This window comes from Antiquaquibacter soli, from assembly GCF_030580675.1.
Lineage (GTDB): Bacteria > Actinomycetota > Actinomycetes > Actinomycetales > Microbacteriaceae > Rhodoglobus > Rhodoglobus soli.
Window position 1 is genome coordinate 108,164 of sequence record NZ_JAUQUB010000004.1, and the last position, 25,245, is coordinate 133,408.

Consider the following 25,245-nt stretch of genomic DNA (forward strand, 5'->3'; position numbering starts at 1 on the left):
GATGTCCGAATCGCTGACGACGTTCGCGCCGATCGAGACGCCGGAGTCGCTGCACCCGACCGGGAGCCTGCTCGTCGCCCTCCCCGAGATCGATGACCGCGGCTGGTGCCGCTCGATCAACATCGCGCACGAGGGCCAGCGCGGTCTCGTCGCGGCGCACTCCGATTCCGCGCTGATCCGCCCGGTCGTCACCGTCGACGGCGTCGAGGCCTCGCCCGGTCTCGAGTGGAGGAGGCTCGGCCACTGGGTCCCCTCGGCGCGCGGCTCGGACGAGCGCGGCGAACTCGGCCTCGCCTACCTCGCGCCGGTCGCCGAGCAGGGCGTCGTCGCGCGGGTGGAGTGGACGAACACCACCGGCTCCCCTCAGGAGGTGGCGCTCGCGTTCACGGGGGAGTGGAGCGCCGTGCAGGTGCACCACTTCAAGGCCAAGCGGCTGTCCGTGGGGCTGCGCGAGCGCGATGACGAGTGGACCGGCGCGCGCACCGTGTACGCCGGCGCGGACCGCCTCCTGCTGTCGATCTCGTGGCGGGCGGGGGAGGGCGCGGCGCACGGCGGGCATCCCGCGCACGGCTGGCTCACCGAGCGCTCCGGGACCCTCGAGCCCGGCGACTCCCTGTCGCTGGAGGTCTTCATCGGTGTCGCCACGGAACCCGACGGCTCGGGCGCCACCGCGCTGCACTTGCGGCGGCGAGGCGCCGACGCGCTCCTCGCCGGAACGCTCGACTGGCTGGATGCCCGGTCCCTCGGCACGGGCGACGACGCGCTCGACGCGCGCCTCAACGAGAACCTCTTCTTCAGCTACTTCTTCGCCCAGGCGGACTGCCTCGACTCCGGTCGCGCGGTGATGCTCACCTCGCGCAGCCCGCGCTACTACGTCTCGGGCGCCTTCTGGAGTCGTGACGCGTACTGGTGGACCTTCCCCGCGATCCTGCTCGCCGACCCCGCCCGGGCGCGTCGCGTGCTCGTCGAGTCGATCGCCTCCGCGGGGTCCGACATAGCCCACCACGCCCTGTACATCACGGGTCAGCGGCTCTACCCGGGCTTCGAGCTCGACGAGCTCACGGCGCCGCTCCTCGCGATCTGGCGCTACACCGACTCCACGGGTGACCGCTCGGTGCTCCGCGAGCCGGCGATCGCCGCCTTCCTCGACCACTACCGCGCGGAGCTCGCGGAGTGGTTCGACGCCGACCTCGGCCTGTACGGCACCTTCCTGCTCCCGACCGACGATCCCACCGACTTCCCGTTCGTGACGACGGACAACGCGACCGTCGCGGTCGGCTTCCGCATCCTCGCGGCCTTCGACGAGAGCCCGACCGCCGCAGCGCGGCTCCTCGACCGCGCCCTCTCGGTCGAGCTCGCCCTCGTCGACCGCGCGATCACGGCCGACGGCCGCTGGGCCTGGGCGATCGACTCGAGCGGCGCGCACGAGCTGCGCGAGGAGCCGCCCCTCGGCCTGCGGCTCCTCGACTACTTCGGAGTCGTGGACGCCCCGGCGCGGGCCGCGACCGAGCGATGGCTCGTGACCGACTACGAGTACCACTTCGGCGGCGCGTATCCCGGAGCGGGGGCCCCCCACTTCGCGAGCCCCTCGTCGTTCGACCTCGGCAACCGGATGCTCACGGCCAATGCGGACCTCGGAGACCCGGTCGAGCAGTTCGTGGCGGCTCCCCTCGACAACGGCCTCGGCTGCGAGTCCTGGGATCCGCTCACCGGGCAGGTCGTGACGGGGGCGGCGATGGCGAGTGTCGCGGGCTTCCTCGCCTGGACGGCGTGGGCGAACCGCACCGGCCACCGGCGCTGGAACGACCCGTTCGGCAGCGGCGCGCAAGGCGGTCCCCGGTGACGCTCGTGATCGCCCATCGCGGGGCGAGCGCCGACGCCCCGGAGCAGTCCCGCGCGGCCTACGAGCTGGCACTCGAGCAGGGCGCGGACGGGGTCGAGTGCGACGTGCGGGTCACAGCGGACGGCGAGGTCGTCTGCTTCCACGACGCCACCCTCGATCGCACGCTCGGGGTCCCGGGCTCGGTGGTCGACCTCACCCTCGAGCAGCTGCGGGCGCTCGACCCGGGGCTCGTGACCCTCGGAGAGCTGCTGCAGTTGCTCCGGGATGCCCGGCGCCCGCTCGTCCTCGCGGTCGAGCTGAAGCATCCGAACCCCGTCGGCACCGCCCTCGAGGCGGCCGTCGTCGGCGTCCTGGACGCCGCGGGCTGGGACCGTGCCAGGGCGCGCGTCGACGACGTGACGGTGAGCCTCATGAGCTTCAACCCGCTCAGCGTCGCCGCCCTCGGCATCGATCCGCGGCTCGTGATGATCCTCACGGGCGTCATCACGATCGACGACGTCGCCGCCGAGCTACCCCCGGGCGCCGCGGGGGAGGCTGCGGCCGCGGAGCTCGAGCGGGCGCTCGCCGCGGGACTTCAGCTTCTCGACGGGGCGGTCGTCGGCGGGGCGGGTCCCGAGCTGGAGTTCTGCCGGCAGCAGCCCGACCGCGTCCGATCGTGGATCGCCGCGGGGCTCACCGTCCGGGTCTGGACCGCGGACGACCCCGCCGACGTCGACTTCCTCGTGGAGCTGGGCGTTCCCGAGATCACCACGAACCGCCCTGCCGCGGTTCTCGAGCAGCTCGGGAGGGCTCATGCGCAGTGACGTCATCGTCGTGGGGGCGGGGCTGGCGGGTCTCGCCGCGGCTCGCGCGCTCGTGGCGGCAGGGGCATCCGTGACCGTCCTGGAGGCGCGTGACCGGGTCGGCGGGCGCACCGAGGGCGGGGTGCTCTCCGACGGGCAGTGGATCGAGCTCGGCGGGCAGTGGCTCGGCCCGGGGCACGACCGGATGTACGGGCTCGTCGCGGAGCTCGGCCTCGAGACGGTCCCCACTTACAACACGGGCAAGACGGTCATCCACCTCGGCGGGCGCCGCACGCTCATGGGCGAGCTCAAGGGCGCCGTCCCGAGGCTCGACCCCTTCTCCCTCGTCGATCTCGGCCAGGGACTCGCTCGCTTCGCCGCCCTCTCCCGGCGAGTGCCCCTCGAGCGGCCGTGGGACACCCCCGACGCGACGGTGCTCGACGGGCAGACCTTCGAGTCCTGGATCCGCCGCACTCTCAAGACGAAGAACGGACGCGAGTACTTCCGTGTCGCGTGCGAGGCGGTCATGTCGGCCGAGCCCGGCGACCTGTCGCTCCTGCACGCCGCGTTCTACAGCAAGAGCGGCACCGACCTCGAGACCCTCATGGCGGTCGACCAGGGGGCGCAGCAAGACCGCGTGCTCGGGGGATCGGTGCTGGTGAGCGAGCGGATGGCGGAGTCGCTCGGCGACCGCGTCGTCCTCGGTGCGCCGGTGCGCCGCATCGCCCAGTCGGGGTCGGGTGTCACCGTCACCACGCGCGACGGTCGCGATTTCGACGCCGACCGCGTCATCGTGACGCTCCCGCCGACGCTCGCCGGTCGACTCGAGTACGAGCCGGCGCTGCCGAGCTGGCGCGATCAGCTCACCCAGCGCGTGCCGGCGGGGTCCGTCATCAAGCAGTACCTCGTGTACGAGTCGCCCTTCTGGCGCGAGGACGGCCTCAACGGTCAAGCGGGCTCCGACCGCGGCCCGGTGAAGGTCACCTTCGACAACTCGCCTCCCGGCTACGAGCGAGGCATCCTGCTCGGCTTCATGGAGGGCGCGGATGGCCGTGAATACGCCCGGCGCTCGCCGGAGGAGCGGCGGCAGGCGTTCATCGACTCGGTGGTGCCCTACTTCGGCGGGCGGGCGAGGGACGCCGTCGAGTACCACGAGCGCGACTGGATGGCCGAGGAGTTCAGTCGGGGATGCTACGGCGCCCACTTCACACCCGGCACCTGGACCTCCTACGGACCAGCCCTGCGCGAGCCCGTCGGAGGCATCCACTGGGCGGGCACGGAGTGCTCGCCGGTCTTCAACGGCTACATGGAGGGCGCCGTGCGCTCGGGGGAGTCCGCGGCCGAGGCGGTACTGGCGTAGCGCGATCCGCCTACTCGCGCGCCCGGCCCAGCGCGCCCTCGTCCATCGGCGGCATCTCCTCGGTGAGCTGGCGCGCCCGGTTGGGGTGGCGCAGCGCCGCGGTGAAGACCTGCCCCAACGCGGTCCGGCGCCCGTCGCCGTGGAGCTTTCCCGCCCAGCCGTTGGCCTGATGGAAGGCGTCCGCCGTGTACAGGAGGGTGGATGCGACGAACCGTCGCCTCCACTCGGGTGCGACGAAGATCTGGTGCACGAGACCGTCGCGCGGGTACCACCGAACCGCCCCCGCCTGCTCGCCATTGGGGACGCGAGCGGTGGCGAACGCGTACCGGGAGATGATCGTGCCCGCGGGGAAGCGGTCGCCACCGAACGCGACGAGGTTCGTCGCCGCGGGCGAGGCCGATGGTTCGTCGACCCAGACGAACCAGAGGGCCGGCTGCTCGGGCAGGAGGTACCGGCCGATCGCGACGTGGGCGAGTCCGGCATCCGCCTCGGTGACGCTCCACGCCGCCTCGATGTCGGGCTCCGCGCCACCGTCGTCGATCGTGCCGTCGGCCACCGAGTCGTCCCCGTAGGCGGCGACGTCCCACAGCCCGGAGGACAGGCGGCCGCGTCGCACGTACCGTGCGTTCCGAGCAGTCTTCATACTGCTATTGTCGAGCCCAGCGCTCTCCGCGCGCTCCGACCACCCTGGGGGACCCCATCGTGAAGAAGACCATCGCCGCTCTCGGCGCGTCCGTTCTCGGCCTCGGATCGGCCGTCGCCGTCGGTGCCGCCCCCGCGAACGCGGAGCCGGCCCCGGTGACCGATTGCGCGAACATCGAGGAGCAGATCGGCTCGCTCGGCTCGTCGAACGACCCCGCCGAGATGTGGTTCGAGAACTGCATCCCCCAGTACGGCCTGGGCAAGGTCGAGTTCACGATCGTCCCCGACGAGGACAACCCGGCTGTCGACTTCCCCGAGGACTTCGTCACTCTTGACGATGCGGCCTATGAGGACTCTCCGATCACCGTGACGACCACGACCGACGCCGCCGCGCTCCAGGCCTACTTCGGTGCGGAGGACGCTCCCTACTCGATCGCGCCGATCCTCCCGCAGACCATCCTCGACGAGGAGTCGAACTCGCAGACCTACGGCGCCACGGTGATCGCCAAGATCTCTTCCCTCACGGCGGCGGACCCGGAGACGGTCCCCGCCGACGTCGTGTCGCTGTGCGAGTACGACGAGCTCGACTTCGGCGGATACGTCGCCTCGTACGACCCCATCGACACCACCTTCACGCAGACCGTCGACGGTGCCGAGTGGACGTATACGATCACCGGTCAGTCGCCGGACAGCTACTTCCTCATCACGACCGTGGACGAGGTCCCGTTCCTCTGCATCACCGACGGGGAGAACGCCGCGTGGGGCCCCCTGTCGAGTGGTGGGTACATCTACCTCGGAGTCGTGCTGCCGTTCATCCCCGAGACGTTCTCCGGGCCGACCTCGTTCGAGCAGTCGGCCGACGCGAGCGCGTCGGAGATCCGCGAGCTCCTCGACGGGACGATCGAGCCCGCGGCGATCGGCGACAGCGGCCTCTACACGCTCGGCGTCTTCGAGCGGCTGGGAGTCCCGGCACCCGGTCCGGCGCTCGCGGCGACGGGGTCGGACGGCAACGCGCTGATCCTCCCGGCGATCATCGTCGGCGGCGTCGTGGTGCTCGGTGGAGCGCTCATCGCGGTCAGCGTCATCCGCCGTCGTCGCACGAACCCCGCTACCGAGACCGTCGCCCCGGCGGAGTCCTCGGCTCCTCCGACCGACCCGGCCGTCTAGCGACGCGGCCCGCTCCGGGGCGAGCGCCGTAGGATTTCCCCATGAGAACCGCGGTGCACTTCGGAGCTGGCAACATCGGGCGCGGGTTCGTCGCGCAGTTCCTGCACGAGAGCGGGTACGAGGTCGTCTTCGCCGACGTGAGCGAGGAGCTCATCGGAGCCCTGCAGAAGCAGCCGAGCTACCGGGTTCTCGAAGTCGGCGAAGGTGCTCAGGACCGCGTCGTCGACGGCTACCGGGCCATCAACTCGAAGACCCACGAGGCCGACGTGATCGCAGAGATCGCGAACGCCGAGATCGTCACGACGGCCGTCGGAGCGCGCATCCTGCAGTTCGTCGCGCCGGTCATCGCGAAGGGCCTCGCCGCGCGCACGCGCCCCGAGCCGCTCGTCGTCATCGCGTGCGAGAACGCCATCGGCGGCACCGACATCCTCGCTGCGGAGGTGCGCAAGCACGACCCCGCCGACAACGCAGTCTTCGCGAACTGCGCGATCGACCGCATTGTGCCCGAGCAGTCGGGCGGCCTGGATGTCACGATCGAGTCCTTCTTCGAGTGGGTCGTCGACCGCACCCCGTTCGCCGGCGCCACGCCCGAGATCCACGGTGTCACGTGGGTCGACGATCTCGGACCGTTCATCGAGCGCAAGCTCTTCACCGTCAACACCGCCCACGCCGCGGCGGCGTACCACGGCATCGACCGCGGCTGGGTCTCGATCCGCGAGGCCCTCGCGACCCCGGAGCTCCAGGCGGAGATCCGCGCCGTGCTGGCCGAGACCAAGGAGCTGCTCGTCGTCAAGCACGGCTTCGACCCCGACGAACAGCAGGCGTACATCGAGAAGACGCTCAAGCGCATCTCGAACCCCCACCTCCCCGACACGTGCGAACGGGTGGGTCGGAGTCCTCTTCGCAAGCTCTCCCGGCACGAGAGGTTCATCGGCCCTGCCGCCGAACTCGCCGAGCGCGGGCTCGAGGTATGGAACCTCCTCAACGCCGTCGGCGCCGCCTTGCGCTTCGACGTGGAGGAGGACGCGGAGAGCGTGGAGCTCCAGGCGCTGCTGTCGGGAGGGGCGCCCGCGGATGCTCTCGCTGAGACCATCACCGGGCTCGAGCCGTCGCATCCGCTCTTCCCGCACGTCGTCGAGGTCATCGAGTTGAGGCTCGCGCAGTGACGGCGGACGCCGCCGACCCGGACGAGGAGGCACTCGGCTGGGCGGGCGACGAGCGCGATGCCGCCGCTGTCCCGCCGCCGAGAGCGCGCGAGCCCCGAGAGGGCGACTCGATCCCCGGTCCGCTCCTGATCACCTATGGCATCCTCGCGGGGCTCTACCTGATCTACACCGTGGGGTGGATCATCACCGTCACTCGGTCGTCGACGAGCCTGCCGAGCCTGCTCGGCGAGATCATGTTCCAGCTCGGCGAGTTCCTCGCGATCGCGAGCCCGGCCCTGTGGTTCGCCGCCGTGCTCGTGCTGACGCGGCGCCGCAAGCCGGTCGTTCGCCTGCTGTGGTTGCTCATCGGGCTCACCGTCGTCGTGCCCTGGCCCTTCCTGCTGGGGGTGTGAGATGACCGACTCGACCCCTGAGGCGACACCCACCCCTGAGGCCCCGACTCCTGAGGCCTTCGAAGGGCCCGCCCCCGCTCCCGGATACGGCTGGCCCTCCGTGGTCGTCGCCGCTCTCTTCGGCCTCTTCTACGCCTACGACCTGTGGGAGGCGGTCTCGACGTTCTTCGAGCTGCCCACCTTCTACGAGGCGTTCGGCTTCGACGTCGCCCAGCTGCCGTGGTGGGTCCTCGTACTGATGCTCGTGCTGCCGGTCGTCGTGTTCCTGCTCGCCCTCTGGGCCGGGCGGCGCCGGTCGCTCGCCGAGCGTGCGCTGCTCCTCCTGGTCGGGCTGTCCGTGGTGGCGGCCCTGAGCCTCGGACTCATCGCGCTCGAGGCCGTCTTGCGGCCGGCGCTCCTCTCCGGCGTCCTCGGCTGATCTCCTATCGCCTCGAGGCGGAGCTGCGTCTGTTGCAATAGTGTGTGGCACACAGTAATGTAACTCGTATGTACGAAGACGAGGTCCTCGCGACCCACCGCCAGGAGGTGCGCCGCGGCACCGTGGTGCTCGCGTGCCTGCTGACCCTCGCGCAGCCGAACTACGGCTACGCGCTCCTCGAGTCGCTCGAGCGGGCTGGCTTCCCCGTCGACGCCAACACGCTCTACCCCCTCCTGCGGCGCCTCGAGAAGCAGGGGCTGTTGTCGAGCGAGTGGAACACGGACGAGGCCCGGCCCCGCAAGTTCTACGCGACGAGCCCCGACGGCGCCGCGCTCGCGGAACTGCTCTACCGGGACTGGGTCGACATCGACCGGTCCCTCCGAACCCTGAAAGGCACGACATGAGCCCCACCCTCACCGACCGCTACGTGTCGGCCCTCACCCGGTTGCTGCCGGCGCGGCAGCGCAAAGACATCGCTCAAGAACTGCGCGCCTCGATCGCGGACGCCGTCGACGAGCGGCTCGACGCGGGCGCCAGCGAGCGGGATGCCGAGCGCGAGACCCTCGCCGAGCTCGGGGACCCCGTCCTCCTCGCCGCCCGCTACACCGATCGCCCCACCGCGCTCATCGGCCCGCGCTACTACGGGGACTACCGTCGGCTCCTCGGCGTCCTGACGACGATCGGCCCGGGCACCGCGATCGTCGTCACCGTGGCGCAAGTGCTCTACGCGGTGCCGCTCGGGCTCGCGCTGCTCGCGGGCGTCGGTGCGGGGCTCGCCGCGACCGCCGTGTCCGCGGCGGCGCTCACTGCGCTCTTCGCCGTCGTCGAGCGGCTTCCGCGCCGAGCGGAGCCGTGGGCGCCCGTGAACCTGCCGGAGGGCGGCGACAGCGTCGGCAGCGCGCTCGGCGGAATCGCGTTCCTCCTCGGGGTGGGGGCGCTCCTCGTGCTCTCGCCGTGGTTCACGACAGTCGTCGATCCCAGCGGCCAGGGCATCCCGGTGCTCTCCCCGGCACTGTGGCCGGCCTGGGCGCCGCTCATCGTGGGAGTGCTGGCACTGGCGATCGTGTTCGCCGTCGTCACGGAGTACGCCGGGTGGAGCATCCCGCTCGCCCTCGCCAACGCGATCGTGGTCCTCGGCGGCTTCGGGCTCTTCGTCGTGGCAGCAACGAACGACCTGTTCCTCAACGCCGCCTTCTTCGACACGATCGGCTGGGGCGCCGGTGCGGCGGGCACGATCACCGTCGTGGTGATCGCCCTGCTCGGTGTCAACGCGATCGTCGAGACGATCGGCGGCTTCGTGAAGGCGCGCCGACGGGCGGCGGCGTCATGAGGGCCGCGATCCGGGAGCGCTACGGCGACCCCCTCGACGTCGTGCGTGTCGTCGACCGACCCGAGCCGCAGCTCGAGCCCGACCGGGTGCTCGTCGAGGTGGCTGCGGGCGGGCTCAACTCCCTCGACTGGCGGCTGACGCGGGCGACGCCGCGGCTCGTGCGCGCCTCCGAAGGGCTTCGCGCTCCCCGCGACCCCCGGCTCGGCGAGGACGTCTCCGGGACCGTCGTCGCCGTCGGCTCCGCCGTCACGCGATTCGCTCCCGGCGACCGCGTGTTCGGTCAGGGCAGGGGAGCCTTCGCGGAGCGGGTCGCGCCGCGGGAGAAGTTCCTCGCCCCCGCGCCCTCGGCGATCACCCTCGCGGATGCCGCCTCCCTCGCCGTCGCGGGGACGACCGCGCTGCAGGCGATCCAGTTCGCGTCCGGCACGGGGCCGGGGCTCGGGCCGGGGAGCCGGGTCCTCGTGATCGGCGCGGCCGGGGGAGTAGGTACGTTCGCCGTCCAGCTCGCCGCGTCGACCGGCGCCGAGGTGACGGGTGTGTGCTCCGGTGCCAAGGCCGACTTCGTCCGGTCGCAGGGCGCCGCCCACGTGATCGACTACACCACGCAGGACATCGCCGGCGAGTACGACCTCATCGTCGAGCTCGCCGTCGCAGCTCCGCTGCGACGCACGGCATCGCTCCTTCGCCCCGGCGGCACCCTCGTCCTGTCGTCCGGCGACGGCGGAGCGCTGCTCGGGCCGCTCCCGCGCATCGCGGCCGCGGCGTTCGACCGCCGCATCCGCATGCTCGCCGCGCAGACGACGACCGACAGCCTGCTCGAGGTCGCCCGGCTCGTCGATGCGGGGGCGCTGCGACCGGTGATCACCGACCGTTACCCTCTCGAGCGCGCCGCCGACGCGATCGCCCACCTCGAGCGGGGCCACACGCTCGGCAAGGTACTCCTGGAGCCCTGAGCGCGCGGCCCGGCGTCACGTGGCGCCGGGCCGCCCGCTCGCCCAGTAAAGTGGCTTGCGTTGCGCGCGACACCGCGCCGCTCTCCGCTACTCGAAGGACTCGATCCCGTGGCCAAGCCGATCGTGCTGATCGCCGAAGAACTCTCTCCCGCTACCGTCGAGGCGCTCGGCCCCGACTTCGACATCCGCTCCGTGGACGGCACCGACCGCCCCGCGCTGCTCGCGGCCCTCGCAGATGCCCACGCCATCCTCATCCGCTCCGCGACGACGGTGGATGCCGAGGCCATCGCCGCGGCGAAGCAGCTCAAGGTCATCGCCCGCGCCGGAGTCGGCCTCGACAACGTCGACATCAAGTCGGCGACCGAGGCCGGCGTCATGGTCGTCAACGCGCCGACCTCCAACATCATCTCGGCGGCCGAGCTCACGGTCGGTCACATCCTCAGCCTCGCCCGGCACATCCCCGCGGCCCACGCGAGCCTCGCCGCCGGCACCTGGAAGCGCTCCGCCTACACGGGCGTCGAGCTCTTCGAGAAGACGGTCGGCATCATCGGTCTCGGCCGCATCGGCGCGCTCATCACGGCGCGCCTCCAGGCGTTCGGGATGACGGTGGTCGCGTACGACCCGTACGTCACGAGCGCGCGCGCCCAGCAGCTCGGCGTGACGCTATTGACCCTCGACGAACTCCTCGCCCAGTCGGACTTCATCTCCATCCATATGCCGAAGACCCCCGAGACCACGGGGATGATCTCGACCGACCAGTTCGCCCTCATGAAGCCGAGCGCGTTCATCGTCAACGTGGCTCGCGGTGGGCTCATCGACGAGGCCGCGCTCTTCACGGCGCTGAAGTCGAAGCGAATCGCGGGCGCGGGGCTGGATGTCTTCGTCTCGGAGCCCCCGACCGACTCGCCGCTGCTCGGGCTCGACAACGTCGTGCTCACGCCGCACCTCGGGGCGTCCACCGACGAGGCGCAGGAGAAGGCGGGAGTCTCCGTGGCCCGCTCGGTGCGCCTCGCCCTCGACGGCGAGCTCGTCCCCGACGCGGTGAACGTCGCCGGTGGCGTCATCGACCCGCAGGTTCGGCCGGGCATCCCGCTCATGGAGAAGCTCGGCCAGGTCTTCTCGGGGCTCGCCGACTCGCCGATCACGAGCGTCGACGTCGAAGTGCGCGGTGAGATCGCCGACCTCGGGGTCGACGTGCTGAAGCTCGCCGCGCTCAAGGGCATCTTCTCGAACATCGTCAGCGAGTCGGTGAGCTACGTGAACGCGCCGCTGCTCGCTGAGGCGCGCGGCGTCTCCGTCCGCCTCCTCACGGATGCCACGAGCGACGAGTACCGCAACCTGCTCACCATCCGCGGCGCCTTGAGCGACGGGTCGCAGATCTCGGTGTCCGGAACGCTCACCGGCACCCGCCAGACCCAGAAGATCGTCGAGATCAACGGCTACGACGTCGAGGTCCCCATCGCGGAGCACCTCATCGTCATGGTCTACACCGACCGCCCCGGCATCGTCGCGGTGTACGGCAAGGAGTTCGGCGAGGCATCCATCAACATCGCCGGAATGCAGATCGCGCGCCAGAGCGCCGGAGGGCAGGCCCTCTCCGTGCTCACCGTCGACTCCCCGGTGCCCGACGAGCTGCTCGCGAAGGTCGCCTCGGCGATCGACGCGAGCCTGCTGCGCGAGATCGACATCGTCGAGCCGTAGCCCGCGAGTCGGCGGCCCCGCGCCGCGATAGCCTGGAGCCATGCCCAGCACCCTCGATCTTGCAGTCATCCCCGGCGACGGAATCGGACCGGAGGTGATCGCCGAGGCACTCAAGGTGCTGCGATCGACCGGCGTGGATGTCTCGACCACCGAGTACCCCTTCGGGGCGACCCACTACCTCGCCACCGGCCGCATCCTTGAGCAGGAGGACCTCGACGCGCTCGCGAAGCACGACGCGATCCTCCTCGGCGCCGTCGGCGGCGACCCGCGCGACCCCAAGCTCGCTGGCGGCATCATCGAGCGCGGACTCCTGCTGAAGCTGCGCTTCGCGTTCGACCACTACGTCAACCTGCGCCCCACGCGCATCTACCCGAGCGTCGCCTCCCCGCTCGCGAACCCCGGCGAGGTCGACTTCGTCGTCGTGCGAGAGGGGACCGAGGGCCCGTACGTCGGCAACGGCGGCATCATCCGCCGCGGAACGCCGCAGGAGATCGCCAACGAGGTGAGCGTCAACACGGCCTTCGGCGTCGAGCGGGTCGTGAAGTTCGCGTTCGACCAGGCCGAGAAGCGGCGCGGCAAGCTCACCCTCGTGCACAAGACGAACGTTCTCACCAACGCCGGTCAGCTCTGGCAGCGCATCGTCCAGGCGGAGGCGGCCAATCACCCGTCCGTGGACTGGGACTACCTCCACGTCGACGCCGCGACCATCTTCTTCGTCACGGATCCTGCTAGATTCGACGTGATCGTCACGGACAACCTCTTCGGCGACATCCTCACCGACCTCGCGGCCGCGATCAGCGGCGGCATCGGACTGGCGGCCTCGGGCAACATCAATCCGGACGGCGCCTTCCCCTCGATGTTCGAGCCCGTGCACGGCTCGGCGCCGGACATCGCGGGCAAGCAGCTCGCGGACCCCACGGCCGCGATCCTGTCCGTCTCGCTCCTCCTCGCCTCCCGCGGCGAGCAGGAGGCGGCGGACCGGATCAGCGCCGCCGTGGAGGCCGACCTCGCCGCCCGAGGAGACGCCCGACGCAGCACCGCCGAAATCGGCGACGCGATCGCGGCAGCAGTAGCGCAGAATTGAATCCTTCCGTTCCTTAAGGACACCCCATGAAGAACCTCCTCGCACCGGCGACCCTCGAGTTCGCCATCACCCCCAACGAGAACGCCCGCTCGGCCGCCGAGCACGCCGACATCATCGCGGAGCCCGGCTTCGGCAAGCACTTCACCGACCACATGGTCGACATCTGCTGGTCGGAGTGGGGCGGATGGCACCGACCGCGAGTCCAGCCGTACGGCCCCATCTCGCTCGACCCGGCGGCTGCGGTGCTCCACTACGCCCAGGAGATCTTCGAGGGGCTCAAGGCGTACCGCTGGGCAGACGGCTCGATCTGGTCGTTCCGCCCCGACGCGAACGCGGCGCGTCTGCAGCGCTCCGCTCGGCGCATGGCGCTCCCGGAGCTGCCCACCGAGTACTTCATCGAGTCGCTCAAGCAGCTCATCGCGGTCGACGGCCGCTGGGTTCCGTCGGCCCCCGAGACGAGCCTGTACATCCGGCCCTTCATGTTCGCCAAGGAGGCATTCCTCGGCGTGCGTCCGGCGAAGAAGGTGAACTACTACGTGATCGCGAGCCCCGCGGGCGCGTACTTCCACGGCGGCATCGAGCCGCTCTCCATCTGGCTGTCGACGACCTACTCGCGCGCGGGCAAGGGCGGCACGGGCGCGGCGAAGACGGGCGGCAACTACGCCTCGAGCCTCGTCGCCCAGCAGGAGGCGTACGACCACGGCTGCGCCCAGGTGCTCTTCCTCGACTCCGAGGAGGGAAAGTACCTCGAGGAGCTCGGCGGCATGAACATCGTGCTCGTGAAGAAGGACGGCACGCTCGTCACCCCCGCGTCGGACAGCATCCTCGAGGGCATCACCCGCGACTCCATCCTGCAGCTCGCCGAGGACCGCGGCCACCGAGTGGAGCGCCGCCGCGTCAGCATCGAGGAGTGGCGCGAGGGCGCCGCGAACGGCGACATCGTCGAGGCGTTCGCGTGCGGCACCGCGGCGGTCGTGACGCCCATCGGGCTCATCAAGGCCGAGGACTTCGAGATCGGTTCGGCGGATGCACTACCGGGCGAGCTGACGATGTCGCTGCGCGAGGAGCTCACGGGCATCCAGTACGGCCGCGTCGAGGACCGGCACGGCTGGATGCTGCGGCTCGACGCCTAGGCCGACCCGCTCTCTGAGGCCCTCGAAGCGAACTCCGCGACGGCGTCGCCGATCGTCTCGAGGTGGTCCCGCTTCGAGAACCCGGACACGCTCTTGCGCGGCACGAGGCCGTGGTCGCCGTCGGGCAGCCACAGCACCTCGATGGCGGGGGAGAGCGTATAGCCCGCAACATCCGCAGGTGTGCCGAACTCGTCGCGCTCGCCCTGCACGATGAGGGTCGGCGTCCTCAGGTGCTCGAGGTGCGCGGTGCGGGTCTGCTCGGGCTTGCCCGGCGGGTGGAACGGGTAGCCGAGGCACGCGACGCCCTGCACGAGCCCGGCATCCGCGGCGTGGTCGGCGACCATCGTCGCGACGCGGCCGCCCATCGACCGGCCGCCGATGAGGAGCGAGCCGCCACCGACAGCGGCGATCGCGTCGCGGTACTCGCCGAGCAGCGTGTCTGCGCGCGGCGGCGGCTTGCGGGTGCCCGACCGACGCGCGGCCATGTATGCGAACTCGAAGCGGGCGACCCGGATGCCCCGCGCCACGAGCACGGCGGCGACGTCGTTCATCCCAGGGGAGTCCATCGGCGCTCCTGCGCCGTGGGCGAGCAGGATCGTCGTCGAGTACGAGTCGGGCACATCCCACAGCAGCTCCGTCATGTCTTGCATCGTAGGCTCGTAGGGTGAAGATCGCGCGATTCTCCAGCCCCGGCAGCGACCCCCGGTTCGGCATCGTCGACGACGACGAGGTGGTCGTCCTCCAGGGCGACCCGATGTTCGTCGGTTTCGAGACCACGGACGAGCGGCTGCCTCTCGCCGACGTCCGGCTGCTCGCCCCCGTCATCCCGCGCTCGAAGGTCGTCGCGGTGGGGCGCAACTACCGGGCGCACGCCGAGGAGCTCGGCAACGAGGTGCCCGCCGAGCCGCTGCTGTTCTTCAAGCCCAACACCTCCGTGATCGGACCGGGGGAGGCCATCGTCCTCCCGCCGCAGAGCGAGCAGGTCGACTTCGAGGGCGAGCTCGCCGTCGTCATCGGCGCGCTCGCGAAGAACGTGACTGCCGCAGACGCCGCGAGTGTGATCTTCGGCTACACCGTCGCGAACGACGTGACGGCGCGCGACCTCCAGGCGAAGGACGGGCAGTGGGCTCGAGCAAAGGGCTTCGACACCTTCTGCCCGATCGGACCGGTCATCGAGACCGAGTTCGTCGTCGGTGACCAGGTCATCGGTACACGGGTCAACGAGCAGATCAAGCAGGCCGGGTCCCTCAAGGACCTCGTTCACTCGGTGCCCGCGCTCATCGAGTACATCTCCGCGGCCTTCACGCTCCTCCCCGGAGACGTGATCCTCACGGGTACTCCGGCGGGGGTCGGCCCGATCGTCTCGGGTGACAGCGTCGAGGTGACGGTGGAGGGCATCGGCTCGCTCACCAACCCCGTGCGCTGATCCCGCACGGGTGACGCGGCCCTAGACTTGAGCGCGATGTCTGCGCCATTCTCCACCGCCACCGGGTCCGATGTCCGCGTCCGGTTCTGCCCTTCGCCGACCGGAACCCCGCACGTCGGCCTCATCCGCACCGCCCTGTTCAACTGGGCCTACGCCCGCCACACGGGCGGCACGATGGTGTTCCGCATCGAGGACACGGATGCCGCGCGCGACAGCGAGGAGAGCTACCTGCAGCTCCTCGACGCGCTGCGCTGGCTCCGGATCGACTGGGACGAGGGCATCGACGTCGGCGGGCCCCAGGCGCCGTACCGGCAGTCGCAGCGCACGGACATCTACCTCGACGTGATCGAGAAGCTGAAGGCATCCGGCCACCTCTACGAGTCGTTCGTCACTCCCGAGGAGATGGAGGCGCGCAACCGCGCGAACGGCCGCGACCCGCAGCAGGGCTACGACAACTTCGAGCGCGACCTCACCGACGAGCAGCGCGCCGCCTACCGCGCCGAGGGGCGTCAGCCGGCGCTGCGGCTGCGGGTGCCGGACAGCGACCTGAGCTTCACCGACCTGGTTCGCGGCGAGATCACCTTCCCGGCCGGGTCGTTCACCGATTTCGTCGTGGTGCGGCCGAACGGCGCGCCGCTCTACACATTCGTGAACCCGGTGGATGACGCGCTCATGGGCATCACCCACGTCCTCCGCGGGGAGGACCTCCTGTCGTCCACGCCTCGGCAGATCGCGCTGTACTCCGCGCTCATCGAGATCGGGCTGACCACGTTCATCCCGCGCTTCGGCCACCTGCCCTACGTGATGGGCGAGGGCAACAAGAAGCTCTCGAAGCGCGACCCCGAGTCGAACCTGTTCCACCACCGCGACCGCGGCTTCATCCCGGAAGGGCTCGTCAACTACCTGGCCCTCCTCGGCTGGTCGCTCTCTGCGGACCGCGACGTGTTCTCCATCGAGGAGCTCGTCGCCGCGTTCGACGTGGAGAGCGTCAACCCGAACCCGGCACGCTTCGACGTCAAGAAGGCCGAGTCGATCAACGGCGACCACATCCGCCTGCTCTCCGCTGACGATCTCGCCGAGCGACTGGAGGCGTACCTGCCGGGCCTCATCACGACCGATGAGCGCCGTCAGAAGCTGCGGGATGCGACGCCCCTCGTCCAGGAGCGCATGCAGCTGCTCGGCGAGGCGCCGGGCCTGCTCGGCTTCCTCTTCACCGCGGACGACGACCTCGTCGTCGAGCCCGACGCGCTCCCGGGCCCCGAGGGCGCCGAGGTCCTCGACGCCGCATTGCGCGTCCTTCCGGGTCTCGACAGCTTCGGACACGCGGCCATCGAGGAGGCGCTGCGCGCCGAGCTCATCGACACCCTCGGTCTCAAGCCGCGGGTGGCATTCGGTCCGCTGCGGTCCGCGATCTCCGGTCGACGCATCAGCCCGCCGCTGTTCGAGTCGATGGAGCTGCTCGGCAAGGAGTCGACGCTCAAGCGCATCGAGAGGCTCCGGGCGCAGCTGTGATGGCGGCGCGGAGGAGGCCCTGGCTGGCGTGGCTGCCGGCCGTCATCCTCTCCGTCGTGATCGTCGGCGTGCTCGTCGTCGCGGGGGTCCTCCTGCAGGGCGGGCTGGGCAAGCCGACGCCGAAGCCCACCGAGGGCCAGGTCACCGACCTCAACTGGTCGAGCTTCACCGAGACGGGGCTCGACTACATCCGTTCGTCGCGCGACGTGCGCATCGACCTCTCGCGACCGCCGGTGGAGGCGGCAGCGATCGGACTGGACCCGGATGCGACGCTCGTCCTCGAGCGCATCGACAACCTCGACGTCCAGCTCGACTACGACCTCATCCTCAACGGCGGCGGCGAGGCGCCGGGCGGTCTCCGACTGACGGCGTCGGAGATCCGCATCACGACGGCGGGCGGACTCGTCACGCGCGTCGAGGCGGACCTCGTCGACGTGCTGCCGTTCCGCCAGGCGCTCGATCGCTTCGAGCGGGAGTCGGCGACCTCGGGGTGGACCCTCGATCGAGACGCCATCTTCGCCATGGTCGAGGAGGCGACCCGGGCGGGGGAGCCCTACGAGGTCGCCGTCGGGCCCTCGGACCGCCTCGGTCTCGCCCTCTCGGCGACGGCATCGTGCGACACGAGCGGCTATTGCGCCCTCACCTACTCGGCAGCGCCGGTCGGCTGACGCTGCCATCATGGTGAGCATGATCATCCGGGATGCCACGCACGCCGACCTCGGCGCGATCCTCGAGATCCACAACGCCGCGATCCGCGACTCACTCGCCATCTGGACCGAGGAGGAGGCGGACCTCGCGGACCGGGAGGCGTGGCTCGCCGATCACGAGGCGGTCGGGCATCCCGTTCTCGTCGCGGAGGTCGAGGGCCGCGTCGCCGGTTACGCCGCGTACGGGCCGTGGCGTTCCAAGACGGGCTACCGGTTCACCGTGGAGAACTCGGTGTACGTGCACGACGACTTCCAGCGCCGCGGCATCGGTCGGGCGCTGATGGTCGAGCTCATCGAGCGGGCTAGGGCGGCGGGCATCCACGTCATGGTCGCGGCGATCGAGGCGGGCAACGCGGGCTCGATCGCCATGCACCGCGCGCTCGGTTTCGAGGAACCGGTGGTGCTCCGCGAGGTCGGCACCAAGTTCGGTCAGTGGCTGGATGTCGCGTTCCTGAGGCTCGAGCTGAGCTCAGGCCCGCCGATGTGACGAGCGCGTCCCGCGTGCGCTAAAGTAGACAGTCGGTCCGGCCTCGGCTGGAACCGGTGGGGTATGGTGTAATTGGCAACACGGCTGATTCTGGTTCAGTTGTTCTTGGTTCGAGTCCAGGTACCCCAGCAAAGCAAGGCTCCCGGAAGGGGGCCTTTTTTGTTGCCGCGGAAGCCTCGCTCGGCGACAGATAGTGGACACCACCGCTATCCGATAGTTACACTATCCGTTATGCGAATTTCCGAGCTCTGCGATGTGAGCGGGGTGCCCCTGCCCTCCATCAAGTACTACTTGCGGGAGGGTCTGCTGCCCCCGGGCGAGCGGACCGCCGCCAACCAGGCCGACTACGGGCAGCAGCACGTGCAGCGCCTCAAGCTCGTGCGGGCGCTGCTCGAGGTGGGCGGGCTTCCCGTCGCCACTGCGCAGCGCGTCATCCAGGCCATCGACGACGACGAGCTTCCACTCACGTACGTGTTCGGGGTTGCGCAGTACGCCATCTCCGACGGCCGCGTGTTCGACGAGGTCGAGTCCGGGGCCGGCCTCGAGACAGTCGACGATCTCGTGGACGAGCGGGGTTGGACGGTCAGTGCGGACAACCCCGGTCGTTTCGGCGCCGCCCGCGTGCTCGACGCGCTCGACTCCCTCGGGCACGGGCACATCGCCGAGTACCTCCCGCAGTACGCCGAGGCCGCCGAGACGATCGCGCGAGCCGACCTCGCCACCCTCGGCCACCACGACGACCGCGCCGACATGGCCGAGAACGTCGTCGTGGGCACCGTGCTCGGCGACACCCTCATCCAGTCACTGCGTCGTCTCGCTCAGGAGAACGAGTCCAACCGTCGCTACCCCGTAGGAGAAAACCAGTGAGTACCGTCATCGTTCCCGCCGACCACTCCGCGACCGCGACCGCGCCCGACCGCGACGCCGATCGCACTGCTGCGGTGCGCTGGCACCGCCCGCTGCTGTGGCTCGCCGTCGCGATGGCGGCCCTCTCCGTCGTGTGCGGAATCGGGATGCTCGTCGACGACCGCACCCTCCTCGGCGTGGGCGTGTGGGAGAAGCCCCTCAAGTTCGCCCTCTCCGCGCTCGTCTACTCGGTCACGTGGTCGTGGCTCATCGGCCAGCTCCAGCGCTTCCGCCGGGTCGCGTGGTGGGCCGGCACGATCGCGGCGGGCCTGCTCGTCGTGGAGCTCGTCATCATCGTCGGCTTCGCCGCCGCAGGGGAGACGAGTCACTTCAACGTGACGACTCCCTTCCACACGGCGATGTGGGCGGTGATGGCGTTCTCGATCTCGACGCTGTGGGTGGCGACGTTCGTGGTGAGCGTCATCCTGTTCCGTAACCCGTCCGCCGACCCGGCGCGATCGATCGCGGTCCGGTCGGGAGCGATCATCGCCCTCGTGGGGATGGGCCTCGCCTTCCTCATGACCGGCCCCAACGCCGACCAGTTGAGCGACTTCCAGGGCGTCGCCGGCGCCCACGCGGTCGGCGTCGCCGACGGCGGTCCCGGGCTGCCCCTGCTCGGGTGGAGCACCGTCGCGGGCGACCTGCGAATTCCCCACTTCGTCGGGATGCACGCGCTCCAGGTCATCCCGCTCGTCCTGCTGATCGTCGAGCTCGCGTCGCGCCGCGTCCCCCTGCTGCGCGACAGCGCGGTGCGCGCCCGACTCGTGACGATCGTCGCCGCTGCCTACGCGGCCGTGCTCGCGCTGCTCACATGGCAGGCACTGCGCGGTCAGTCGATCGTGCAGCCGGACGCGCTCACGCTCGCCGTCGGGGGAGCGATCGCCGCAGCGTCGCTCGTCGCCGTGCTCGCGGTGGTCGCGAGGGCGACGACCCCTCAGCGCACGAAGTAGAGGTCCAGGTAGCCCGGCGTGGTGGGGCGCACCCACAAGCCCGTGCCGTCCTCGGTGCACTCGAAGACGGCACCGGTCTGACCGGGGAGCTGCCACGCCGGCAGCGTGCCCGGATACGGGGTGCCGTCGTCCCAGACGGGCGCGCTGTCGACGATGTCGCTCGACCAGTCGAGGAAGACGACGGTGGCCCCGTCATCCGACGCCTCCGCCCACTCCGCAGTAGCCGACCCCTCGCTGCCGCGCAGGCGGATGTGGTCGAACGCCCCGGTCTCGTCGACGGCCTTCGAGGTCGTCGAGACGGTGTAACCGACCGTGGCGATGCGGATGCGCCCGTCGGCCCACAGGTCGAGGGCGTAGTTGCCCCCGATACCGCTCGAGGCCACCTCGGGGTCGAGCGCCATCATCGCGAGACTGTAATCGCGGTCGAACTGGTGGTCGTCGAGGTACCACGGCGCCCCCGCGACGGCGCACTCGGTGCCCGTCATGTCGGCGAGAACCCCGATCTCTCCGGCCTCGGCGATCGCGGTGCGGTCGTCGGTGGGCTCAGGCTCGCCGAGCCCCGGCGGAGTGCACGCGGTCAACGCCACCGCGATCGCCCCGAGGCCGAGCATCCCGATCGCGCGTCCTCTCACGAGAGGCGCTCCACGAGCGCGATCGCGAGCTGCTGCCACTTCTCCGCGGGGGCCACCCCGTAGTCGAGCAGAGCGCTCGTCTTCACGCCGAGCGTGCCGACGACGACGCACAGGTCGCCCTCGACGGCGTAGCCGTAGTCCGCGCCGCGTACGGGCAGTGCCCCGTCGATCCCCCCTCCGCCGCACACCTCGACGGGCATGATGGTCGGCGCGGAGGCGGTCGTGTCGATCGCCATCGTGATCGCGGGGTAGAGTCCTGCCGGCCCGTCCGCCCAGCTCGTGATCGGCTCGCACGAGCCCGGGTCGACGCCGAGGATGCTCGACACCAGGTCGGCCGTCACGAGATCGCACCCCGCCGGGGCGCTCGCGCCCGCCTCGGTGCCGTCCGGGTCGGCGGGGGCCGCCGTGGTCGGCTCCGCCGTCGGGCTCGCCGGATCGGAGGTCGGGGATGACTCGGTCGGCGCCGACGCGGGAGCGGAGCACCCCGCGAGGACGACGACGAGGAAGGCGCTGGATATCAGGAGGGTTCGCGAGGTCACAACCGCACGGTAGAAGGGTCGGCGTCGACTCCGCGATAGGGGGAAGTCCCTAGGAGCGCACCGCGAGCAGGGCGGCGGCGCGGCTCGTGACCCCGAGTCGGCGGTAGATCGCCTGGAGGTGGTTCTCGACGGTCTTCTCCGAGACGCCCAGCTCCCACGCCGCCCGCCGCACGGTGGCCCCTCCCTCGAGCGCCGCGAGCACCTGGCGCTGGCGGGCCGTGAGCGAATGCTCCGCCGCCCTCCCTTCCGCACGACGGATCCGGGCGGCGACGAGCCGAACGTGGCGGGCGAACGCCTCGATCGTCTCGAGCTCGGCGTCCGAGAAGTCGCTGTCGTTGCGGAAGACGGCGACTGTCTCCAGGAGCCCCTCATCCGACGCGATGAGGCTGCCGATCTGGAACTGCCCGCCGAGCGGCTCGTAGATCTCGCGTCGGAGACGGCTGCGCTTCCACTCGTCCGCGGGTACGACGTCGGAGATGCGCAGCGAACCGGCGGTCGCGGCCGCCACGAGCTCCGCGACCATGGGGACGTCTCCGAGGTCGCGCGGCATGAGGGGGATGAGATGGGGCAGCATCTCGGGCACGTGGTTTCCGCTCATCACTCCCGTGAGGCGGTTCATCGTCACCCAGCCGGCGCGCTCCGACCGGACGAGCCGCATGAGCTGGTCGGGCACCTGGCCGCGCAGCCCCGCGAGCGTCGTCACCGGCGCGAGCAGCGCTACCTCGTCGAGCAGCGCTCGCAGCTGCGCCGGGCCCACGCGCTCCATGGGTGCATTGTAGGGGCGCGCGGCGCTCGCCGGGCTAGGGTGAAGTCGACCCACTCGCTGCGGAGAGGATGCCCGTGCCCCACGAGATCAGACCGCTCACCCCGGAGACGTTCCCTGCGTGGCGCGCGCTCGCCGAGAAGCACAACGGCGTCTGGGGCGGGTGCTACTGCAGCTACTTCCACGGCGACACCGCGACCACGGTGAAGGACGACTACGACCGGGTCACGTTCAAGGAGCGACTCGTGAACGAGGGCGTCGCCCACGCCGCGCTCGTATTCGACGGCGATCAGGCGATCGCGTGGTGCGAGTACGGCAGCCCGGTGGAGCTCCCGAACATCTATCACCGCAAGCAGTACGACGCGGGGGAGTCGAGGCCGGCGCCGTGGCGCATCACGTGCTTCTTCGTGGACCGGGACCATCGTCGCTCAGGCGTCGCGCGAGAGGCCCTCGACGGCGCGCTCGCCCTCATCGCGCGTGCGGGCGGCGGCGAAGTGGTCTCGTTCCCCAACGAGCCTGCCGAGGGGAAGCGCGTCTCGTCGTCGTTCTTGCACAACGGCACGCGCCGCATGTTCGAGAAGGCCGGTTTCGTGTTCGAGCGGCACATCGGAACGAGCAAGACGGTGATGCGCATCACCGTGCCCGCGGCGTAGTCAAGCCCGCTCCGCCCCGAGCTCGCGGGGTTACGATCGAACTATGACGGCGGATCCCCTGGATCTCGTCGCGATTCCGGCGGGCGAGATCGTGCTCAATGACGCGCGGACCGGTTCCCGCTGGATCGCGGAGCTCCAGCCTTTCGAGATCGCCCGCGTCGAGATGACCGAGGGCGTCTTCGAGGGCGGTCGCGAGGGGATGCCCGCCCACGGTGTCTCCTGGTTCGACGCCGTCGAGTGGCTCAACCGGCGTTCCGCCGCGGAGGGGCTCGACCCCGCGTACCACGTCGACGGTCGTCGGGTTCGCTGGAACACCGCCGCCGACGGCTACCGCCTGCCGACCGAGGCCGAGTGGGAGTTCGCGTGCCGAGCCGGAACGGTCGGTCCCGCCTACGGCGCCCTGGAGGAGATCGCCTGGACGAGGCTCGACGACGTCGTCGGTCCGCAGCCGGTCGGCGGCAAGCGGCCCAACGCGTTCGGGCTGCACGACATGCTCGGGAACGTGTGGGAGTGGTGCTGGGACTACGCCGACCCGGCGAGGTACGCCGACTACCGCTCGATGCGAGGGGGCGGGTGGGCCGATCCCTCGTGGAGCTGCCGGGCATCCGTGCGCCGCGGCAGCGCTCCCGATGCCCGCATCGAGGACGTCGGCTTCCGCGTCGCCCGGGGTGCCGTCAGCGGCCTCGACGGCGGGGCCCAGGGCTGGTCGCCCTCCGCCGATCGCGAGCGCGCCGACATCCGAGGTCCCCTGCCGGTCGGCTGGACGCCGCTGCGCGAGCTGCTGGAGGGCTAGCTAGCGCCGACTGACCGTGCCGCCCAGGCCGGCGATCGCCCGCAGCACCACGGGCCGCGCGGCGATCCACGCGCCCACCATCACGGCGACCGACGCCAGGAACACCCAGAAGCCCACCCAGCTCACGTCGTCGCGGTTGGCGTACATGTGGTTGAGGTTGCGCAGCAGCCCGGTCGCGGCGACGAGCACGACGTGCACGAACGTGAACGCGACGAAGTAGACCATCACCGGGAAGTGGAGTCGACGCGCCCACGCGATCGGGACGTACGGGGTGATGCGCTTGAGGCGGATCGACCAGGCGGGAGACATCCGGATGCCCGTGAGGATCGCGATCGGAGCCGCGATGAACACCGTCACGAAGTACAGCAGCAGCTGCAGCGCGTTGTAGCCCTCCCACCCGTTCTCCGTCGGCCACTCGAGGGTTGCGTACTGCAGGCCGGTGGAGATCGCGTTGGGGAAGACGTCCCAGCTCGTCGGCACGATGCGCGCCCAGTGGCCGCTCGCGAAGATCAGCACGACGTAGACGACGCCGGTGAGCACCCAGAGCGTGTCGAGCGACAGGTGGAACCACAGCGGCAGGCTCAATCGCGTCGGCGGGTTCTTTGTGCGGATGAGTCCCGAGTTGTTGCGCGTCCAGTAGGCCTCATGACGCTTCGTGGTGTGGATCTGCCACCCGGTGCGCACGATGAGCAGCATGAAGAGGGAGTTGAGGAAGTGCAGCCACCCGAGCCACCACGGGAACCCTTCGGGGGTGCCGGCCGGCAGCGGCGAGTGCCCCGGGTAGGTGACGAGCCAGTCCTGCACGGCAGGCAGGTCGCGGATGAACCGGGCGAGGATCACGACGCCGGCGGCGACCACGACGGCCGCGGGCACAGCCCAGACGAGCGCGAACCAGCGGCTCTTGCGAAACTCGGTCACGGGCGTCGGGCCTCGAGGGCCTCGACGAGTGCGGGCACGACGGTGAACACGTCTCCGACAATACCGAAGTCGGCGATGTCGAAGATGGGTGCCGACTCGTCGGTATTGATCGCGACGATCCGCCCCGAGGTCTGCATTCCCGCGCGGTGCTGGATGGCGCCCGAGATGCCGAGGGCGATGTAGAGCTTCGGGGCGACGGTGACGCCCGTCTGGCCGACTTGGTATGACTGCGGGACGAACCCGGCATCGACGGCGGCGCGGGATGCCCCGACCGCGGCGCCGAGGGCGTCGGCGAGCCGCTCGACGAGCGCGAAGTTCTCCCGCGAGCCGAGGCCGCGCCCGCCCGACACCACGACAGACGCGCCAGCGAGCTCGGGCCGGTCCCCGCCGCCGACCGCGTCGTGCACGGCGTCGATCGCCGCGGCAGGGGATGCGGGTGCCGCCGGAACGCTCGAGACCTCGGGCGACGCGGGCGGGAGTGCGGCATCCACCGCACCGGTGCGCAGCGTGACAACGAGGGGCGCGTCGCCCGGCTCGACGGACGACAGCACGGTGTAGGCGCCGCCGAACACGGAGTGCTCGACGTCGATGCGGCCGGCATCGGAGCGCACGGCCACCGCGTCGACGGCGAGCGGGGCGTCGATGCGTGCGGCCAGGCGGCCGGCGGCGTCGCGCCCGTCGACGGTGTGCGAGACGATGACGGCAGCGGGGGAGAGGTCGGCGACGGCGAGGGCCGCGGCATCCACGAGGCCGGCCCCGAGCAGCGCAGCGGCGTCGGCGGACTCGGTGACGCGCACGGAGGTCGCGCCGAGGGCGCCGAGCTCCTCGGCGACGGCGGCTCCCGCGCCCGGGGGAACGGCGACGACGGCGACGGCGTCCCCGAGGGTGGTCGCGGCGGCGAGCACCCCGCCCGCGGTCGGGCGGACGGCGCCGTCGGGGGCGGTGTCGATGAGGGCGAGAACGGTGGTCATGGTGTCTCCCGGTGGTC

Annotated in this window: 28 protein-coding genes and 1 tRNA gene; 22 read left to right on the plus strand and 7 right to left on the minus strand. The window is 70.8% G+C overall.

What is annotated here, in order from left to right; translation table 11 throughout:
• The first annotated feature begins 1 nt into the window (after position 1).
• The 3 genes from Q5716_RS13780 to Q5716_RS13790 are packed head-to-tail and all read left to right on the plus strand — an operon-like array spanning position 2 to position 3,985.
• Positions 2-1,843, plus strand: a complete 1,842-nt coding sequence (locus Q5716_RS13780; protein WP_305003730.1) for a glucosidase family protein — start codon at positions 2-4, stop codon at positions 1,841-1,843.
• Positions 1,840-2,646 carry a glycerophosphodiester phosphodiesterase gene (locus tag Q5716_RS13785; protein ID WP_305003731.1) on the plus strand — a complete coding sequence of 269 codons (807 nt, stop codon included), beginning with the start codon at positions 1,840-1,842 and terminating at the stop codon, positions 2,644-2,646. Before Q5716_RS13780 ends, Q5716_RS13785 begins: the two co-directional genes overlap by 4 nt.
• Complete coding sequence (locus Q5716_RS13790; RefSeq protein WP_305003732.1) at positions 2,636-3,985, plus strand: flavin monoamine oxidase family protein; 1,350 nt, start codon at positions 2,636-2,638, stop codon at positions 3,983-3,985. The genes Q5716_RS13785 and Q5716_RS13790 overlap by 11 nt, the downstream gene beginning before the upstream one ends.
• Positions 3,986-3,995: 10 nt before the next feature.
• Here Q5716_RS13790 and Q5716_RS13795 read toward each other — a convergent pair whose 3' ends face one another.
• A complete protein-coding gene (locus tag Q5716_RS13795; protein WP_305003733.1) occupies positions 3,996-4,628 on the minus strand; it encodes a hypothetical protein in 633 nt (210 codons plus the stop codon).
• Between the two features lie 59 nt (positions 4,629-4,687).
• On the opposite strand from Q5716_RS13795, the gene Q5716_RS13800 reads away from it, so the two are divergent.
• The 10 genes from Q5716_RS13800 (at position 4,688) to Q5716_RS13845 (ending at position 13,971) form a co-directional block, all read left to right on the plus strand.
• Entirely contained in the window at positions 4,688-5,794 is a 1,107-nt protein-coding gene (locus Q5716_RS13800; RefSeq protein ID WP_305003734.1) for a hypothetical protein, read from the plus strand.
• A gap of 41 nt (positions 5,795-5,835) precedes the next feature.
• Positions 5,836-6,960, plus strand: coding sequence for a mannitol-1-phosphate 5-dehydrogenase (locus Q5716_RS13805; protein WP_305003735.1), 1,125 nt, complete (start codon positions 5,836-5,838; stop codon positions 6,958-6,960).
• Entirely contained in the window at positions 6,957-7,352 is a 396-nt protein-coding gene (locus Q5716_RS13810) for a hypothetical protein (RefSeq protein ID WP_305003736.1), read from the plus strand. The genes Q5716_RS13805 and Q5716_RS13810 overlap by 4 nt, the downstream gene beginning before the upstream one ends.
• A gap of 1 nt (position 7,353) precedes the next feature.
• On the plus strand, positions 7,354-7,770 hold the full coding sequence (locus tag Q5716_RS13815; RefSeq protein ID WP_305003737.1) for a hypothetical protein: 417 nt from the start codon (positions 7,354-7,356) through the stop codon (positions 7,768-7,770).
• Between the two features lie 68 nt (positions 7,771-7,838).
• A complete protein-coding gene (locus Q5716_RS13820; protein WP_305003738.1) occupies positions 7,839-8,174 on the plus strand; it encodes a PadR family transcriptional regulator in 336 nt (111 codons plus the stop codon).
• Positions 8,171-9,100 (plus strand): permease prefix domain 1-containing protein, encoded by a 930-nt coding sequence (locus Q5716_RS13825; protein ID WP_305003739.1) that lies wholly within the window; start codon positions 8,171-8,173, stop codon positions 9,098-9,100. Before Q5716_RS13820 ends, Q5716_RS13825 begins: the two co-directional genes overlap by 4 nt.
• On the plus strand, positions 9,097-10,053 hold the full coding sequence (locus Q5716_RS13830; RefSeq protein ID WP_305003740.1) for an NAD(P)-dependent alcohol dehydrogenase: 957 nt from the start codon (positions 9,097-9,099) through the stop codon (positions 10,051-10,053). Before Q5716_RS13825 ends, Q5716_RS13830 begins: the two co-directional genes overlap by 4 nt.
• A gap of 108 nt (positions 10,054-10,161) precedes the next feature.
• The gene (gene serA / locus Q5716_RS13835) at positions 10,162-11,754 is read left to right on the plus strand and encodes a phosphoglycerate dehydrogenase (protein WP_305003741.1); all 1,593 of its coding nucleotides are present in this window, start codon (positions 10,162-10,164) and stop codon (positions 11,752-11,754) included.
• A gap of 40 nt (positions 11,755-11,794) precedes the next feature.
• A complete protein-coding gene (locus Q5716_RS13840; protein WP_305003742.1) occupies positions 11,795-12,838 on the plus strand; it encodes a 3-isopropylmalate dehydrogenase in 1,044 nt (347 codons plus the stop codon).
• 26 nt (positions 12,839-12,864) lie between these two features.
• Positions 12,865-13,971, plus strand: coding sequence for a branched-chain amino acid aminotransferase (locus Q5716_RS13845; protein ID WP_305003743.1), 1,107 nt, complete (start codon positions 12,865-12,867; stop codon positions 13,969-13,971).
• Here the strand turns inward: Q5716_RS13845 and Q5716_RS13850 are convergent.
• Positions 13,968-14,612: an alpha/beta hydrolase family protein gene (locus Q5716_RS13850; RefSeq protein WP_305003744.1), complete on the minus strand. Its 645-nt coding sequence runs from the start codon at positions 14,610-14,612 to the stop codon at positions 13,968-13,970. The two genes, Q5716_RS13845 and Q5716_RS13850, sit on opposite strands and share 4 nt — an antisense overlap.
• Before the next feature lie 23 nt (positions 14,613-14,635).
• On the opposite strand from Q5716_RS13850, the gene Q5716_RS13855 reads away from it, so the two are divergent.
• The 7 genes from Q5716_RS13855 (at position 14,636) to Q5716_RS13885 (ending at position 19,959) form a co-directional block, all read left to right on the plus strand.
• On the plus strand, positions 14,636-15,397 hold the full coding sequence (locus Q5716_RS13855; RefSeq protein WP_305003745.1) for a fumarylacetoacetate hydrolase family protein: 762 nt from the start codon (positions 14,636-14,638) through the stop codon (positions 15,395-15,397).
• Between the two features lie 36 nt (positions 15,398-15,433).
• Positions 15,434-16,909, plus strand: coding sequence for a glutamate--tRNA ligase (gene gltX, locus Q5716_RS13860; protein ID WP_305003746.1), 1,476 nt, complete (start codon positions 15,434-15,436; stop codon positions 16,907-16,909).
• Positions 16,909-17,577 (plus strand): hypothetical protein, encoded by a 669-nt coding sequence (locus Q5716_RS13865; protein WP_305003747.1) that lies wholly within the window; start codon positions 16,909-16,911, stop codon positions 17,575-17,577. The genes gltX and Q5716_RS13865 overlap by 1 nt, the downstream gene beginning before the upstream one ends.
• A gap of 10 nt (positions 17,578-17,587) precedes the next feature.
• Complete coding sequence (locus Q5716_RS13870; RefSeq protein WP_305003748.1) at positions 17,588-18,103, plus strand: GNAT family N-acetyltransferase; 516 nt, start codon at positions 17,588-17,590, stop codon at positions 18,101-18,103.
• A gap of 57 nt (positions 18,104-18,160) precedes the next feature.
• Positions 18,161-18,232: transfer RNA gene (locus Q5716_RS13875), tRNA-Gln, on the plus strand.
• Between the two features lie 102 nt (positions 18,233-18,334).
• Positions 18,335-18,970 (plus strand): MerR family transcriptional regulator, encoded by a 636-nt coding sequence (locus tag Q5716_RS13880; RefSeq protein ID WP_305003749.1) that lies wholly within the window; start codon positions 18,335-18,337, stop codon positions 18,968-18,970.
• A complete protein-coding gene (locus tag Q5716_RS13885; protein WP_305003750.1) occupies positions 18,967-19,959 on the plus strand; it encodes a hypothetical protein in 993 nt (330 codons plus the stop codon). Before Q5716_RS13880 ends, Q5716_RS13885 begins: the two co-directional genes overlap by 4 nt.
• On the opposite strand, the gene Q5716_RS13890 is transcribed toward Q5716_RS13885, so the two are convergent.
• Genes Q5716_RS13890 through Q5716_RS13900 form a run of 3 tightly spaced genes read right to left on the minus strand, consistent with a single transcriptional unit; the run spans position 19,944 to position 21,896 of the window.
• Complete coding sequence (locus tag Q5716_RS13890; RefSeq protein ID WP_305003751.1) at positions 19,944-20,591, minus strand: hypothetical protein; 648 nt, start codon at positions 20,589-20,591, stop codon at positions 19,944-19,946. The genes Q5716_RS13885 and Q5716_RS13890 overlap by 16 nt on opposite strands.
• On the minus strand, positions 20,588-21,130 hold the full coding sequence (locus tag Q5716_RS13895) for a DUF3558 domain-containing protein (RefSeq protein ID WP_305003752.1): 543 nt from the start codon (positions 21,128-21,130) through the stop codon (positions 20,588-20,590). The genes Q5716_RS13890 and Q5716_RS13895 overlap by 4 nt, the downstream gene beginning before the upstream one ends.
• Before the next feature lie 49 nt (positions 21,131-21,179).
• Positions 21,180-21,896: a LuxR family transcriptional regulator gene (locus Q5716_RS13900; RefSeq protein WP_305003753.1), complete on the minus strand. Its 717-nt coding sequence runs from the start codon at positions 21,894-21,896 to the stop codon at positions 21,180-21,182.
• A 68-nt stretch (positions 21,897-21,964) separates the two neighbouring features.
• Between Q5716_RS13900 and Q5716_RS13905 the strand changes: the two genes are divergently transcribed.
• Both Q5716_RS13905 and Q5716_RS13910 read left to right on the plus strand, forming a co-directional pair.
• Complete coding sequence (locus Q5716_RS13905; RefSeq protein WP_434056620.1) at positions 21,965-22,546, plus strand: GNAT family N-acetyltransferase; 582 nt, start codon at positions 21,965-21,967, stop codon at positions 22,544-22,546.
• A 43-nt stretch (positions 22,547-22,589) separates the two neighbouring features.
• Entirely contained in the window at positions 22,590-23,339 is a 750-nt protein-coding gene (locus tag Q5716_RS13910) for a formylglycine-generating enzyme family protein (RefSeq protein ID WP_305003755.1), read from the plus strand.
• On the opposite strand, the gene Q5716_RS13915 is transcribed toward Q5716_RS13910, so the two are convergent.
• Both Q5716_RS13915 and Q5716_RS13920 read right to left on the minus strand, forming a co-directional pair.
• Complete coding sequence (locus Q5716_RS13915) at positions 23,340-24,257, minus strand: cytochrome b/b6 domain-containing protein (protein WP_305003756.1); 918 nt, start codon at positions 24,255-24,257, stop codon at positions 23,340-23,342.
• The gene (locus Q5716_RS13920; protein WP_305003757.1) at positions 24,254-25,228 is read right to left on the minus strand and encodes an electron transfer flavoprotein subunit alpha/FixB family protein; all 975 of its coding nucleotides are present in this window, start codon (positions 25,226-25,228) and stop codon (positions 24,254-24,256) included. The genes Q5716_RS13915 and Q5716_RS13920 overlap by 4 nt, the downstream gene beginning before the upstream one ends.
• Positions 25,229-25,245 lie beyond the last annotated feature (17 nt).